Origin of the sequence: Clostridium sp. AM46-21, from assembly GCF_003480025.1 — a bacterium.
Taxonomy (GTDB): domain Bacteria; phylum Bacillota; class Clostridia; order Lachnospirales; family Lachnospiraceae; genus Coprococcus; species Coprococcus ammoniilyticus.
The window spans coordinates 58,672-74,578 of sequence record NZ_QUIB01000017.1; the positions used below are offsets into that span (position 1 = coordinate 58,672).

Here is a 15,907-nt window from a genome sequence, read left to right on the forward strand (position 1 = left end):
TGGCAGTTTTTTCTGTTAAATATGTGCAAATTTTCTAATTTTTTGGGTTTTCTTTTATACTTATTGACAGAAAAACCGGGGGCGTTTAAAATAGATGTTATCTAGGTGAATTCTGCCCGGAACGATGTTTTAACAGAACAAAATCAGGCAGATGAGTAAAAAGAAGGAGAGTAAACTATGAGAAAAGGTAAGAAATTTATCTCAGCGGCACTAGGGTTTGCGCTGGTATTCCAGTCGTTTGCCGGAATTGGTCCGGTAGCTGTCGCTGCAACGGGAGATGTAGATATCAATTCGACATTTACCGACGCGAACTTTCGGTCATATGTATCATCGAATTTTGATACAAATAAAGATGGCACGTTGTCAGAAAAAGAAATTGATGCGGTAACATCACTGAATGTAAGTATCAGTACATATTCAAAGAAGATATCAAGTCTTGCAGGCGTGGATGTATTTACGTCACTGGAATATCTGGACTGTTCCGGTCAGGCAATTGGAAGTCTGGATGTAGCGGATCTGGAGAATCTGAAATCTATTAATGCATCGAGCGACCAGTTGACGACATTTACATTACCAAAGAAAGCAGAACAGCTTGCTTCTGTTAATCTTTCCTATAATCAGATCACAGATATCACATTCCAGACGACTTATGCAGCTCTGAAAGAATTAAATGTATATGGAAACCAGTTGACTTCAATCGATCTGTCAAAGCTGCCGGCACTTGTGCGGTTGAATGTTGGTTACAACGCTTTGTCGGTACTGGATCTGAGCAAGAACACGAATCTGGAATTCCTGCACTGTCAGAGCATGACAAAGCTGCAGACGTTAGATATATCAAGCAACAGTGCGGATCATACAAAATTAGCCTATGTTGATTGTTCCCATATGTTGTCGGGTGGTCAGGGTGCGATCAAAGAACTGGATGTTACAGGTGATACCGGCCTTAAGACACTGATCGCAGATGATAACTCCATAGATGTATTAAATATGGATGGAGCAACGTCACTACTGACACTGAGTGTAGCAGGAAATAAGATCAAGTCGATCGATGTGTCCAAAGAATCCAGTCTGGAAACATTGAACCTGTCCAATAACAGTATCCAGTCTGTGGATGTCAGCAAGAATGCGGTCCTGAAATATCTGAATCTTGGAGCTATGCAGTTAAGCACGATCGATGTTACAAAGAATCCGTTACTGGAGAAGCTGGATCTGAATTCCAACCAGCTCATGGAGATCAATGTGAGCAAAAACACAGCACTGACAGAGCTGGATCTTTCGAATAACCGGTTACAGAGAATTGACGTTAAGAATAATACAGGTTTAACTACATTGAAGCTGGATAATAATGCTTTGGTTGCAATCGATGTATCTTCCTGTCCTGGACTGTTGGAGGGTGAGTTCTCCTGTACAAATAACAGCAGACATATTTCTCTTTCAGAGCCAAACTACATCTTTAATATGGCGGATTTGGTAGCCGATGGATATCAGTCAGAGTATTCCGGTGTAGACCGTAAGGATGATACGATCGGATATGCATGTATCCGTACGACGGATCAGAATGGTAATAATCTGATCAAGAATGCAACACTTCAGGGATACACCTTATATACAGACGTTACCAATGAAGAGACACAGAATGTTGAATACAGCTACTATATCGGACTTGGAAAACAGACAGCAAAGTTTAAATTAATTGTGGATAATCCATTATCCTTAATTGTATGGTATACCTCAAATGGCAGTATTGTGAACAGTGGAAATGCAGAGTTAAGCCTTCGTGTGGGTGATACCACAACATTAGTTGCAAAGGATAAGAAGGAAAACGAATATTCCAAGGATATCATTTCCTGGAGCTCCAGTGATCAAAAGGTATTCAAGGTAGATAATGATGGTACGCTTACCTGTGTTGGTGCAGGAACAGCAACCCTTTATGTAAATATCAATAACAAAGCAAGAGCTTATATGACGATCAACTGTCATAAGCCGGTAACAAAGGTTGTATTAAAAGACAAACAGAATGTTGAATATAATGATGGTGATACGATCGACCTGGTAGCAGGAAGCTGGGTTGGCGATGACCTGAAAACAAAAACACTTACAGCAACCTGCTATACAGATGAAGGCGTAGCAGACAAAGAGTATTCAGGCGTTACTTATAAGGTTACAACAACAGCAGATAAAGACAGCGCATCAAATTATAAAGTTGCAACCTGTACCAATGCAGGCGTGTTGACAGCAAAGGGGGCAGGTACAGTATACTTACATTGTATTTCAAAGGATTCAGGTGTAGATACAGTGTTAAAGGTAAATGTTTCCCAGATGGGCGAAGGTGTAACACTGTCAGAACAGAAGACAACGATGTTCACAGGTGTATCTAAGACATTCACAGCAACAGTAACACCGGATACCGCAACAAACAAAGAACTTGTATGGTCATCCAGTGATGAAACCGTAGCGCAGGTTGACCAGAATGGTAAGGTAACAGCAATTTCTGAAGGAACTGCTACTATATTCTGTAAGCTGAAGGCAAATCAGGGAATATATGCAAGAGCAGAGATCACAGTATATACAAGTGCAAATGGTGTAACCTTAAATCACACAGAATATACCCTGATCAAGGGAGCAACTGCAGAGGAAAGAAGAGTAACACTTATTGCAGAGATCCAGGCAGAAGATACATCTTTATTTAAACCGAAATACAGCAGCAGTAATCCGGAGGTAGCAACCGTAGGAACAACCACGGGTATTGTAAGTGCAGTAGCACCGGGAGAAGCCATTATTACCTGTACGATTGCAGATGGTATATCAACCGAGTGCAAGATTACAGTTATACAGAGAGTAACCGGAATTCAGATTGTAAGAGAAGGAACTGTTATGAATTCCGGAGAGAAGATGAAAGTAACAGCAAATGTTATGCCTGCAGATGCAAGTAATCCGGATGTAGAGTGGTCATCTTCGGATGAGAACATTGCAGCAATTGCTGCTGATGGAACGATCACCGCATTAAAGCAGGGTAAAGTAATCATTTACTGCAAGGCTCTTGATGGAAGCGGTAAACAGTCACAGTTTAATCTTACAATTAATGAACTTGCAAAAGATATTACCGTTGATCAGACAAATGTAGTCGCATATATTGATAAAGATACGGTTGTAAAAACAAAGGTAACACCGGATACAGCAACCAAAAAGACACTGTCCTGGTCATCGGATGATACATCCATTGCAACCGTTTCGGGTGGAACAATGACAGTAGATGGAATCTCATATACGATCGGAAGAATCCGTGGTGTTGCACCGGGAACAACAACGATAAGATGTACAACACAGGATGGAAGTAATATTGAAAAAGAAATTAAAGTCACAGTTGTACAGCAGATCACAAATATCACACTGGATAAGACAGCAGTTGAGATCAATGCAGGCGAAAAAGCTTCGATCGCAGCATCTGTATTACCGGCAAATGCAGGTAATAAGAAGGTTGTATGGTCATCTTCCGATGAGAAAATCGCAAAAGTAGATCAGAAGGGTATGATCACAGCGGTTGGAAGAGGTACAGCCGTAATCACATGTAGTGCTGCAGACGGAATGGGTGCTAAGACAACCTGCCGTGTAACGGTTAAGCAGAGAGTTACATCAATCAAGTTAGATGCAACGACAATGAAATTATTTGTGGGCAATAAACAGTCCTTAACACAGACGGTATTACCGGAAAATGCGAATATGGCTACTGTAGAGTGGAGCTCCTCAAATTCAAAGGTTGCACAGGTAACATCTTATGGTCAGGTTACTGCAATGGCAGCAGGAAAGGCAGTTATTACATGTAAAGCAAAGGATGGAAGCGGCGTATTCGCAACCTGTAGTGTTACGGTTGTAAATCCGGTACAGACCATCAAACTGAATCAGACACAGAGAACAATCTTAAAGGGTAAGAAATATACCTTAAAAGCAAAGGTTGGACCAAAGAATGCAACCAGCAAGGCTGTAACCTGGAAGTCTTCAGACAAAAAGATTGCAACAGTAAGCTCAAAGGGTGTTGTAACTGCTAAGAAAGCAGGTCGTGTAACGATTACATGTACTGCGAAGGATGGAAGCAATGTTTACGCAACCTGTTCTGTAACCGTTGCAAATCCGGTTAAGACGATCAAACTGAATAAGAAAAAGGTTACGATCAAGAAGAAGGGAACATATTTGTTAAAAGCTACTGTAGGACCAAAGTCAGCAGGTAATAAGACAGTAAAGTGGACATCTTCAAATAAGAAGGTTGCAACTGTATCTGCATCCGGTCTTGTAACAGCTAAGAAGAAGGGCAAAGTAACAATTACTGTGAAGGCAAAGGATGGCAGCAAGAAAACTGCAAAATGTATTGTAACAGTAAAATAAATATAAGGATTTGGTGAACATGACCGGTATTTCCGGAGCATGGGAACAGTAAAAAGCAGGATATCCAATACCTCCGATAAGGAGTGAGGATATCCTGCTTTTGTTATCTTAGGCTTTTGAATCTATTGGGCATATTGTGCATGAGATCCTTGAGGCGAAATAAATATTCGTGAAAGAAAGGACAGAGCTATAGAAAATATGCGCAGTCCGTATAAATTAAATAAGCCCTTCTCAAAAGAAAAGGGCTTATCTAATATCTTCAACAACAAAGAAAAAAATTATGAATTAAGAACTGTCTATATAATAACGATAAATTATGAACAAATTATGACCATAAAAACAACGATTTGCAAATTAAAAGTAAGTTTTTTTTGACATATTTTCATACGTTGTGCGTTTTATACAAAAAAATCCATGCGCATTGTTTATCTTGATGAATTCACCGGACGCATGGATTTTTGATTGTATTTTTTGATGTACAAGCAATTAATGTAATAAGTGATCGACCGGAAGATATACAGGAAGTCCATCTTTATACTGTAATGAAACCTCACCGATGATCAGAGGACGAAGATAGTCGATCATTTCGTCTGTGACATCATTTCCTGCTTCATTGATCCATTCAACCGGAACGGATTTTGCTTCGTTTGCAATATCAGCAACATCGGCGGATTTGATCACCCACTGATACGGATCGTTTGAGATTCGTTCGATCGCAGCCATGATACCGGTCTTGCCTTCAGCAGCATATTTGACTGCTGCCTGGCCAAGAGAAAAAGATTCTGTAATATCGGTTCTGGATGCAATATGACCGGCACAACGCTGTAATACATTCAGCTCGATGGAACGTACTTTAACACCGATTTCATCACGAACCAGATATTCCAGAGCCTTGCCGGCACCGCTTAACTGTGCATGACCGAATTTGTCTGCAACAGCAGAATCTGAGCTGATGTAGTTGCCGTCAGCATCGTGAATACCCTCCGAAACAGCAACAATAACCGTTTTCTGTTTTGTAAGTTTATCTTTAACATCGGCTAAGAACTGTTCTTTTGAAAATGCAACCTCCGGAAGATAGATCAGATCCGGAGCCTGACTGTAGGTTGTTCTGGCCAGAGCGGAAGATGCAGTCAGCCAGCCGGCATCCCGACCCATAATTTCGATGATGATAACTGCCGGAATCTTATAGATATAAGCATCATGTGCAATCTCTAATACGGTGGAAGCCACATATTTGGCAGCAGAGCCAAAGCCCGGTGTATGGTCGGTTGCAAACAGATCGTTGTCGATCGTCTTTGGTACTCCGATGATCTTAACATCTGACTGGATGGATTTGGCATAGTTGCTGAGCTTTAAAACTGTATCCATGGAGTCATTTCCACCGATATAGAAGAATGCACTGATTCCGTATTCTTCAAAACGTTCAAATATCTGCTTATATGGAGCGGGATCCTCGGTATAATCCGGGAGCTTGTAACGACAGGAGCCAAGATACATGGCTGGTGTAAGCTCCAATGTATTTAACATAGGAAAATGGGAGAGTGCCATCAGTGACATATCCATCATATTATTTTCCAGAACGCCGGTAATACCATGCAAAGAACCATAGATTCTTGTAAAACTACCGGATTTTCGAACTCCATCGATCACACCGGCTAAAGAAGCGTTGATTGCAGCGGTAGGACCGCCGGATTGAGCTACGATACAATTTTCTTTTTTCATTTTTGTCTCTCCATTCTTTTGTTCTATCAATTACTCAGTAGTGCTGTTAGATTTCAGCTAACTGAATGATTCCTTTTTTATAGAGGATATCCGGAACGTAGGACATCTTAGACTTACGAAGTCCGGGAAGTCCGAGATCCTCTTCGCGGTTTACATAGGTATAAGCCTGAAGCTCATGCGTGACAAATGACTGATTGATCATAGGATAGATGCCGTCAATACTGTCATCTGCTTTCTCAAAATGTACGTCAAAGGTATCTGCGGTCAGCGGTTCCCCTAAGGTAAATGCAGACGGGATGTGATTGACGTAGATGATTCCTCCGGTCATCTGAAGTTTTTTCCTGTTTGCAAGAGCTTTCCGGATGATATTATATTCATAAGCATGTTCTTCTGCAAGATCCGGCTGCAGGACATCGTGTTTTTCCACCCAGTATCTGGCGACTGCAAGACAGGCATCGATGTGCTCATCTGTGATCGTGTAGTATTCATAATCCGGGTAATTACGCAGAAAGCTGTTGATATGATTCCGTTTGCCATGCAGCTTCTTTCCACGCAGACCGGTCAGCTTTTCTACCGTGTAGATATAGTCAAAATCACCTGGATCCAGAGTATAAGAGAAGTTTTTGCCGTACCAGCCGGAGATGATTTCATACATTTCCAGTGTCGCACAGTGGACACTGGGGGTTACACCCTTTGACTGAAACCAGGCACAGATTTCTTCAAATACGGCTTTTGCATTCTGAAGATAGACAGGATTCTGAAGATCTTTCACAAAATCTTTGCCTTTGCCGAGCGGAAACGTAAAAGAAGAAGGTTTTCCGCCTTCTTCTGATATAAATACAAGCATATCAGAGAGGATTGTATAGGATACATGGTATTCCTCTGCCCATAAGATGGCATTTCCAGGACAGAAACCACAGTCTCTGATACTGGTACCTCTCAGATACGGAGTTAAAATGTCAAGTTGCGATAAAGTTGGTTTTATAAGTTCCATGTATATGTCTTTCTAATTCTTAATTCTTCTACTATATTTTTATTCAGGACTATAGAGCAGGGTTAACAGATTCTTACGACCGTAGGTCATAAGGCCGTCAATGATCGCTTTTTTATTGTCCTCTGAAGTCCTGATCTCAACAAGCTGCAGCAATGCATTTACATAGCTGGTCCAGCGTTCATAGATCTTGCGCTGTGCATCTGTCGATACCGGAGGAAGCGAGGTGACTGGAGCATCGTCATCATCCGAGGATACGCCTGTTATATGGAATACAGGAGAGTCCGGTGTCAGGGCTTCAATTCCGTATGCGATCATATAGAGCTCTTCGGTTCGCACCAGACCGCAGTCATACATTTCCACAACCAGATCATTGATACATTCTTCCAGTTTGTTGAAATGATGTTCGCAGCGTAGACGGGTGATCGCATCGCCATCTTCCATATCCTCTTTGTTATACCAGTAACCCATATCGGCCTCTGTGTCACCTTCCAGTGCCTCTTCATATTTCTTTTTCACAGCAGTTGTCCGGCGGCTTCGTTTGTTTGCGATTTTTTCCTTTGATACCTGGACAGACCAGACGATCAGAGCGATAAATGCAAGAAGAAGTAATATGCCAAAAACAACTGTCAGAATCGATTTGATCATAGTTCATTACCTGCCATATTATTGATTGGATCTGCATAAAATGCAATAAAAAAATTCATACCTACAACACATTATACTACAGAGTGCCATTCCTTTTCAATTCTTCTATTTGAAAAAATGAAGGCAATAACCAAATTTTAGGTCTTGCATGAGTAGTATGCCTATAGTATAATTACGTTAAAGCTGAGATGTACTAAGCTTCTTGCGATTTTGAACCTACATTTGAATAAAAGGGATTCCTATATTGCTGTTTGCGATGTCAGGCCTCTTCAAACGTGGAAGGCAGAGATTCAGTTGCGGTTGCCCACCTAGCATTGGCTAGGACTCAAAATGCAGGAACGCATTTCAGTTTTCAACAAATGATAAAGAGAGCAGCATCTATGATGCTGCTTTTTCTTTCGATATATATGTGCAGCAGAGCACATGTATAAATAAATTATGTCACAGGAACTGGAATTTTATGAAAAATTTTTTAAAATTTTTAACCTTTTGTGTGATGATCCTGTTGGTCGTTTTGATCATTTATGCAGGAAAATATGCTATAAAAGAAAAAGAAGAAATACCGGATGAATATAAGCAGACCGATATTTCCATATTATCAAATCTTCGGGATTCAGCAGGTGCCGGTGTTGTAAAAGAGTCGGACAGTCAGGCAGATAAACAGGCACGGGAAACCATGCAGACCGATCATACAGCGGAGCTTCCTGTTTTGTCGGAGCAGAACATGCCAGATACGATCCGTGTTCTGTTGTCCGATGACGGAAGCTACTGGCAGTCAGAAGTCCGGGTGAGCAGTGATTCGGACCTTCGTGTTATCTGCGGGCAAACAGAAACAAGCTATAAGAAAGGAACGGAGATTGATCTGGCAGAGCTTACCGGGGACGCAGATCCGGTTTCCTTAACGATCATTCCGGAAAAACAGGGAAAACTGACAGTAGAGAGTCTTCATAAATCAGAAGGAGCACCGTCCTATCGGGGAAAGCTGCAGATAAAAAAACAGGAAAATAAATACTGTATTGTAAACGAACTGGCGTTTGAGGAATACCTGTATGCGGTTGTTTCCAGTGAGATGCCTTCCTCATATGAGAAAGAGGCGCTGAAGGCACAGGCGGTATGTGCAAGAAGCTATGCAGTTAGAAGGATCCAGGATGGTGCATTTGAAGAATATGGGGCGGATCTGGATGACACAACTGCCAGTCAGGTATATAACAATGTATTTGAAACAGAGGAAACGATTCATGCAGTACAGGAAACCGAGGGACAGATCCTGACCAATGACGGGGATGTGGTAAATGCATATTTCTTTTCAACCTCCTGTGGAACGACATGCCGGAATGATGACGTCTGGGGTGGAGAGAAGTTAGATTATCTGAATGATCAGTTGGAGATTTATACAGAGGCGGATCGGAAACGGTTAGGAGATGCAACTGTTATGCTCGATCATGGATATTTTCAGATAGGGGATGGCAGATTGTCAACGGAAGAGGTATTCCGTGCATTTATCGATCAGACGGTCTATGTGAACAGTATTGAGAAAGAAGAACCATTTTACCGCTGGCAGGTTACGCTGACGGCAGATCAGATACAGACACTTGCGGGTGCAGATATCACAGATCAGACCGGAGAGATTGAGAAAGTCCGGATCACGAAAAGAGGAAATAGCGGAATTGCCCGGAATATGGTATTATACGGGAAACAGAGTTCTGTTACGATTGAAGGACAGATGGAGATACGTGAACTTCTCTGTTCGCCGGATGTTGTGATCCGGAAACAGGATGGAAGTGAAACATCAGGTTTTGATCTGCTGCCAAGTGCGTATTTTTATATTACGCAGGATAAAGAGGGAAATTATCAATTGCATGGTGGCGGCTTTGGTCACGGAGTCGGCATGAGCCAGAACGGGGCAAATGATCTGGCAGAAGCAGGATATGGATATGAGGAGATCCTGTCTCATTATTATAATGGAACAGAACTTGAGAAATTGAGAAAAACGGGAAATAAAACAAATGAAGAATAAAGTAAACCGGGTGAAAGAGAAAATCGAATGGATCCAGAATCTTACAGTTGTACGGATGGTTCAGGGAGCAATGAGGATCAACAAGGATAATCAGTTGTCTGCGTTTGCGGCACAGGCGGCTTTCTTTCTGTTGCTTTCTTTTTTTCCATTTGCAATGATGCTCCTGATCGGTATTCGTTTTCTTCCGGTAACACAGGCGGAGTTTATAGAGCTGGTAGCGGAGATGATACCGGGAAAGATGGCAGAGACACTCAGCTTTATGGTCGATGAAATCTACAGTACGCAGGTTGGAACGACGATGATCGTGTCAGCAGTCGTAGCAGTCTGGTCGGCGGCAAAAGGAACGATGGCGATCGAACGAGGACTCAATTTTATGGATCGGACGAAGGATACCAAGAATTATATATTACGAAGACTGACAAATGCATTATATACGCTGATATTCTGCGTGATGCTGATCGCACTGGTCGGTGTATACGTTCTTGGCAATACAATCATGGAAGATATTCTTGCAAAGACAAACTGGGTGGATTATTCCGAGAAGATTTTCTTTTATTCCAGACTGTTAACTGCGCCGGTACTGGTATTTGCAGTTATTTTACTAATCTATTGTCGTCTGCCGGATAATCATCTGCGTTTGAAGACAGCAATACCGGGGGCGGTATTCACAACTGTCTGCTGGGTATTGTTATCAGCGGCATTTTCATCCTATCTTACTTATTTTGGAATCAATACTTATATGTACGGCAATCTTGGAGGCATGGTCATCGCAATGCTTTGGCTGTATATCTGTATGTATATCCTGCTTTTGGGAGCAGAGCTGAATCTGTTCTTCCGTGATGAGATCCGGTCTGTATTCCGGAAAATCCACACAGACCTTCATAAAAAAAGAACTAAAAAAGATTAAAGTTTTATAAAAAATAGTTGAAAAAACGACAGGAGAGAAATATACTAAGCGTATATGAGACGAGGGGAAATCGTTCAATAAATGGAGGAAAGTTTAATATGAAAAGAAGAACATGGAAGAATTCAGGTTTTTCACTTGTAGAGCTGATCATTGTGATCGCGATCATGGCAATTCTTGCAGGTGCACTCGCACCGGCACTTATCAAATATGTAAAAAAATCCAGACTGCAGGTATATCTTGATACGGCATCAGAGATTGAGAAATCCGTTGTTAATATGGTGGTTGATGCAGAGGAAGATGGCTATGCGATCCGTGCTGTGACATATAAAGGTTCAACGAATGGTGGTTCAGGATCAGGAACGTTGATCTGTGCAACTGCTTCCGGTTACGCAGACATGGCGAATTCTTCAGATAAATCAAAGTATTTTTCTGAAATGTTTCAAGCAATGGGAATGGGCAGTATCACCCTGTATATGAATGGTGGAATTCCACTTCAGATCGCATTGTCAGAAAATGGAAAAGTCGTTGCCTCAGATCCGGCAACAGGTGTGAGTTCTGAGATCCTGTTATCTGACCGGCATGGGAATCTGAAGGCAAAACTTGTCTATTCAACAGAAAAATCTGAATGGGTGATCGCAGAAAGTTATTGACACATATTAAAAATGTGCTATATTTAAGTATAGTTTTAACCATCTTGCCTATGATGTGGATGGAAGAGAAGACGTTGAAGATGCAAAAGATGGGATATGTCTGACAGAGAGATCGGGTCATCGGCTGGAAGCCTGATTGAGCACCATATTTCATTTAATTTCACATCCGAGTTTTATCTCTGAGAATTCTTTAAACGGAAGAGTAGGAGATAACGGGTTATGACCGTTATAACATAGAATGAGTGCTGACAGCGCCGGGAAGACCGGATGTCAGAATCAGGGTGGTATCGCGGTTGCTCCGTCCCTTTGTGGACTGGGGCTTTTTTTGTGTACATCATCGAGCCGGGAGGCAGGAGGGTGTATCCCAAGCAGGAGTATTCCGCATGTTTATTCACAAATATTGAGAAAATATAAATAAGGAGAATGAAAGATGAAAGACAGATTAGAGGCAATCAAAGCAGCAGCACTTGCCAAGATCAATGAAGCAGATGTGCTGACATCCTTAAATGATGTAAAGGTATCTGTACTCGGAAAAAAAGGTGAACTGACCCAGGTATTAAAGGGTATGAAAGATGTAGCACCTGAAGACCGACCAAAGGTTGGACAGATGGTAAATGAGGCACGACAGGCAATTGAGACAGCCTTAGAGGAAAAGTCAAAGAAGATCAATCAGTCACTTCGTGCAGAGAAGATGAAGCGCGAAACGATCGACGTTACTTCCGGGAATCAAGAAAATCGATGGACACAGACATCCGAATCAGATCGCTCTTGAAGATCTGGAACGTGTCTTCATCGGTATGGGCTACGAGATCGTAGAAGGCCCTGAAGTTGAATATGATAAATATAATTTCGAATTATTAAATATCCCTGCAAATCATCCTGCAAAGGATGAACAGGATACCTTCTATATTACAAAGGATATCCTGCTCCGTACACAGACATCTCCGGTACAGGCAAGAATCATGGAGAAGGGCAACCTTCCGATCCGTATTCTTTCACCGGGACGAGTATTTAGAGCTGATGAAGTAGATGCAACACATTCACCATCCTTCCATCAGGTAGAAGGTCTGGTTATTGATAAGAACATTACGATGGCTGACTTAAAGGGAACTTTACAGCAGTGGGCAAAGGAATTCTTTGGTGAGAACACAAAGGTTAAGTTCCGTCCACATCATTTTCCATTCACAGAGCCATCAGCAGAGATGGATGTAACCTGTTTCAAATGTGGCGGCAAGGGCTGTCGTGTATGTAAGGGTAGCGGCTGGATCGAGATTCTTGGCTGTGGTATGGTTCATCCGAAGGTACTTCATGACTGTGGCATTGATCCGGAGGAATATTCAGGATTTGCATTTGGTATCGGTCTGGAGCGTGTAGCACTGTTAAAATACGAAATCGACGATATGCGTCTTCTTTACGAAAACGATGTACGTTTCTTACAGCAGTTCTAAAAAACAGGAAAAGGAGATAGAAAAATGAATACACCACTTTCATGGATAAAAGTATATGTGCCTGATCTTGACGTAGAGGCACAGGAATTTGTCGATGCAATGACACTTTCCGGTTCACATGTAGAAGGTTTTGAGAAGAAAGACAAGAATCTTGAAAAGATCGTAGTTGGTAAGATCGTTAAGATAGAAAAGCACCCGGATGCTGACAAACTGGTTGTATGTCAGGTCGATATCGGAGCAGATGAGCTGCTTCAGATCGTAACCGGAGCACCAAATGTAAAAGAAGGAGATCTGGTTCCTACCGTACTTGACGGAGGTAAAGTAGCAGGCGGACACGATGGCGGAGAGCTTCCTGCTGATGGAATCAAGATCAAGAAAGGAAAACTTCGTGGCGTGCCATCTTATGGTATGATGTGTGCGATTGAGGAGCTTGGATCATCCAGAGAACTGTATCCGGAAGCACCGGAAAACGGTGTCTATGTATTCCCTGCGGAAGCAGATGTAAAGCCGGGTGATGATGCGGTAAAGGCACTGGGACTGGATGATGTTGTTGTAGAATATGAGATTACATCAAACCGTGTAGACTGCTTTTCCATGATCGGTATGGCAAGAGAGGCTGCTGTTACATTTGACAAGCCATTCTACCCACCGGTGATCAAGAAAACAGGAAATGATGAAGATGTAAATAACTATGTATCTGTAGAAGTTCAGGACACAGATCTGTGTAAGCGTTACTGCGCAAGAGTTGTAAAGAACTTAAAGATCGGCCCATCACCAAAATGGATGAGAGAGAGACTTGCTTCACAGGGAATCCGTTCGATCAACAATCTGGTTGATATCACAAACTATGTAATGGAAGAATATGGACAACCAATGCATGCGTATGATCTGTCCACAATTGCAGGAAATAAGATCGTTGTCAGACGCGCAAAGGATGGCGATACATTTGTGACGCTTGATGGTCAGGAAAGAAAGCTGGATAAGGATGTTCTGATGATCTGTGACGGAGAAAAAGAAGTTGGTATCGCAGGTATCATGGGTGGTGAGAACTCCATGGTAACGGATGATATCCAGACCTTATTATTTGAAGCAGCCTGTTTCGATGGAACCAATATCCGTCTGTCATCCAGAAGACTCGGACTTGCAACAGATGCTGCATTCAAGTTTACAAAGGGACTTGATCCAAATCTTGCAGAAGAAGCAATTAACCGTGCATGCCAGCTGATCGAAGAAATGGGTGCAGGTGAAGTTGTTGGCGGTATGGTTGATGTATATCCGGATCCTGTACAGCCTAAGGTGCTTCCGTTTGAGCCTGAAAAGATCAACAAGCTTCTTGGTACCGATATTGATGAAAAGACCATGCTTGATATATTTGGTAAGCTGGAATTAACATATGATGAAGCAGCAAAGACACTTACTGTTCCAACCTTCCGTCAGGATTTAAACTGCATGGCAGATCTGGCAGAAGAAGTTGCCCGTTTCTATGGATATGATAAGATTCCGATGTCACTTCCAAAGGGTGAAGCTACCGTAGGAAGAAGCCATACAGCCATAGAATCTATGACATTGCAAGAAACATTTTGGAAGGAAACGGATTCTCCGGTGGTATGTGCTATTCATTTGAAAGCCCGAAGGTATTTGACAAATTACTGCTTCCTGCCGATTCCATTTACAGAAAGGCGATTACGATCGCAAATCCGCTGGGTGAGGATTTCAGTATCATGAGAACGGTATCCTTAAATGGTATGCTGACTTCTCTTGCAACGAACTTCAATCGTAAGAATAAGGTTGCACGTCTGTACGAGTTCGGAAATGTATATCTTCCAAAGCAGCTTCCACTGACAGAGCTTCCGGAAGAACGTATGAAGCTCACGATCGGTATGTACGGCGAGGGTGATTTCTTCAACTTAAAGGGTGTGATCGAGGAGTTATTCGATAACCTTGGTATGAAGAATATCTGTACCTATGTTCCTACAACAGAGCATCCGTTCTTGCATCCGGGTCGTCAGGCAAATATCGTAAAGGACGATACCGTTGTTGGTTATCTCGGTCAGCTTCATCCGGAAACCTGTGATAACTATAATTTAAAGGGTGAGATATATGTAGCAGTTCTTGATATGCCAAATGTCGTAGCACTGTCGTCCTTCGATATCAAGTATGAAGGTATCGCAAAGTTCCCTGGAAGTACCAGAGACTTAAGTATGGTTATGGACAGGAGCATCTTTGTTGGTCAGGTAGAAGAACTGATCAAGAAGTGTGGCGGCAAGCTGCTTGAAAGCTATAAGCTCTTTGATGTATATGAAGGCGAGCAGATCGCAGCCGGTAAGAAGTCTGTTGCTTACACGATGACTTTCCGTGCAAAAGACAGAACCTTAGAGGCCGGAGAAGTCGATAAGATCATTGAGAAGCTTGTAAAAGAATTAGGAAAGCTGGGCATCGAACTCAGAGCCTAATTTACAGGTTGGAATAATTCTGGTATTATGAATCGGAGAATATTTGTTATACAAGTATTCTCCGGTTTGTTATATCAGACAGTCAGATATTTTTTGTTACAGGGAGAAGAAGGAGAGAAGATGGGAAAAAGAAGGTTACGAATGATGGCGGTAGCTATGGCTTTGGTCGTGGCAGCAGGGCAGTCCGGAGCAGGCTTTGTCAGTGGTATGGGATCTGTGCAGAGACGGAAGATACAACGGAGCAGGAATATATAACAGCAGATGGCTGTTATACATTATGGATGGTGGTAAAGCAGACGGAGCGTTCAGACAAGCTGGTAATCGTGAATCATGTATTACTGGATGGAAGAGCATGCAAAGGGAAAACCCCTGTCCATTTCAAAATCTATTCCATCATAGATTCGGAAATGGACAGGGGTTTTTGTTATATTCTATGAGAGTAAGAGCTGCTATTTATTTAACGATGCCAGCTGAGTCTATAACGCCGCAATCTCTGCATCCTTTTCAGACAGAGCTGCATCTTTCTCAGATAAAGCAGTAATCGCTTCATCCCGTTCTTTTTTCAATTCATCGATCATGTAATTGACGGTATTTTCATCCAATTTTCGTAATGCTTCAGAAAACATGGTAACAACCTCCTCCGGGTGATACAGATATTCTGACATATCCATGCAGATGGCTTCCATCCACG

8 protein-coding genes and 3 pseudogenes are annotated in these 15,907 nt (G+C 42.1%); 7 read left to right on the forward strand and 4 right to left on the reverse strand.

The features are described from left to right. Positions 1-177 precede the first annotated feature (177 nt). Positions 178-4,380, forward strand: coding sequence for an Ig-like domain-containing protein (locus DW959_RS11740; protein ID WP_118616237.1), 4,203 nt, complete (start codon positions 178-180; stop codon positions 4,378-4,380). A gap of 486 nt (positions 4,381-4,866) precedes the next feature. Here the strand turns inward: DW959_RS11740 and DW959_RS11745 are convergent, their stop codons facing one another. The 3 genes from DW959_RS11745 to DW959_RS11755 are packed head-to-tail and all read right to left on the reverse strand — an operon-like array spanning position 4,867 to position 7,741. After that, on the reverse strand, positions 4,867-6,102 hold the full coding sequence (locus tag DW959_RS11745) for a 6-phosphofructokinase (RefSeq protein ID WP_021944724.1): 1,236 nt from the start codon (positions 6,100-6,102) through the stop codon (positions 4,867-4,869). Between the two features lie 46 nt (positions 6,103-6,148). Then, on the reverse strand, positions 6,149-7,096 hold the full coding sequence (locus DW959_RS11750) for a phosphatidylglycerol lysyltransferase domain-containing protein (protein ID WP_118616239.1): 948 nt from the start codon (positions 7,094-7,096) through the stop codon (positions 6,149-6,151). A 39-nt stretch (positions 7,097-7,135) separates the two neighbouring features. Then, positions 7,136-7,741 carry a hypothetical protein gene (locus DW959_RS11755; RefSeq protein ID WP_117823314.1) on the reverse strand — a complete coding sequence of 202 codons (606 nt, stop codon included), beginning with the start codon at positions 7,739-7,741 and terminating at the stop codon, positions 7,136-7,138. Between the two features lie 460 nt (positions 7,742-8,201). Between DW959_RS11755 and DW959_RS11760 the strand changes: the two genes are divergently transcribed. The 6 genes and pseudogenes from DW959_RS11760 to DW959_RS14910 all read left to right on the forward strand — a co-directional run bounded on the left by DW959_RS11760 (position 8,202) and on the right by DW959_RS14910 (position 15,471). After that, positions 8,202-9,758, forward strand: coding sequence for a SpoIID/LytB domain-containing protein (locus DW959_RS11760; protein WP_117823316.1), 1,557 nt, complete (start codon positions 8,202-8,204; stop codon positions 9,756-9,758). After that, positions 9,748-10,665 (forward strand): YihY/virulence factor BrkB family protein, encoded by a 918-nt coding sequence (locus tag DW959_RS11765; protein WP_117808749.1) that lies wholly within the window; start codon positions 9,748-9,750, stop codon positions 10,663-10,665. Before DW959_RS11760 ends, DW959_RS11765 begins: the two co-directional genes overlap by 11 nt. A 98-nt stretch (positions 10,666-10,763) precedes the next feature. After that, positions 10,764-11,315 (forward strand): type II secretion system protein, encoded by a 552-nt coding sequence (locus DW959_RS14685; protein ID WP_226801118.1) that lies wholly within the window; start codon positions 10,764-10,766, stop codon positions 11,313-11,315. A 430-nt stretch (positions 11,316-11,745) separates the two neighbouring features. Further along, positions 11,746-12,763 (forward strand): annotated as a pseudogene (gene pheS, locus DW959_RS11775) (phenylalanine--tRNA ligase subunit alpha). A 24-nt stretch (positions 12,764-12,787) separates the two neighbouring features. Then, positions 12,788-15,216: pseudogene (gene pheT, locus DW959_RS11780) on the forward strand (phenylalanine--tRNA ligase subunit beta). A 120-nt stretch (positions 15,217-15,336) separates the two neighbouring features. After that, positions 15,337-15,471 carry a hypothetical protein gene (locus DW959_RS14910; RefSeq protein WP_264293249.1) on the forward strand — a complete coding sequence of 45 codons (135 nt, stop codon included), beginning with the start codon at positions 15,337-15,339 and terminating at the stop codon, positions 15,469-15,471. Between the two features lie 221 nt (positions 15,472-15,692). On the opposite strand, the pseudogene DW959_RS11785 reads toward DW959_RS14910, so the two are convergent. Continuing rightward, positions 15,693-15,907, reverse strand: a pseudogene (locus DW959_RS11785) (hypothetical protein); the annotation flags it as partial.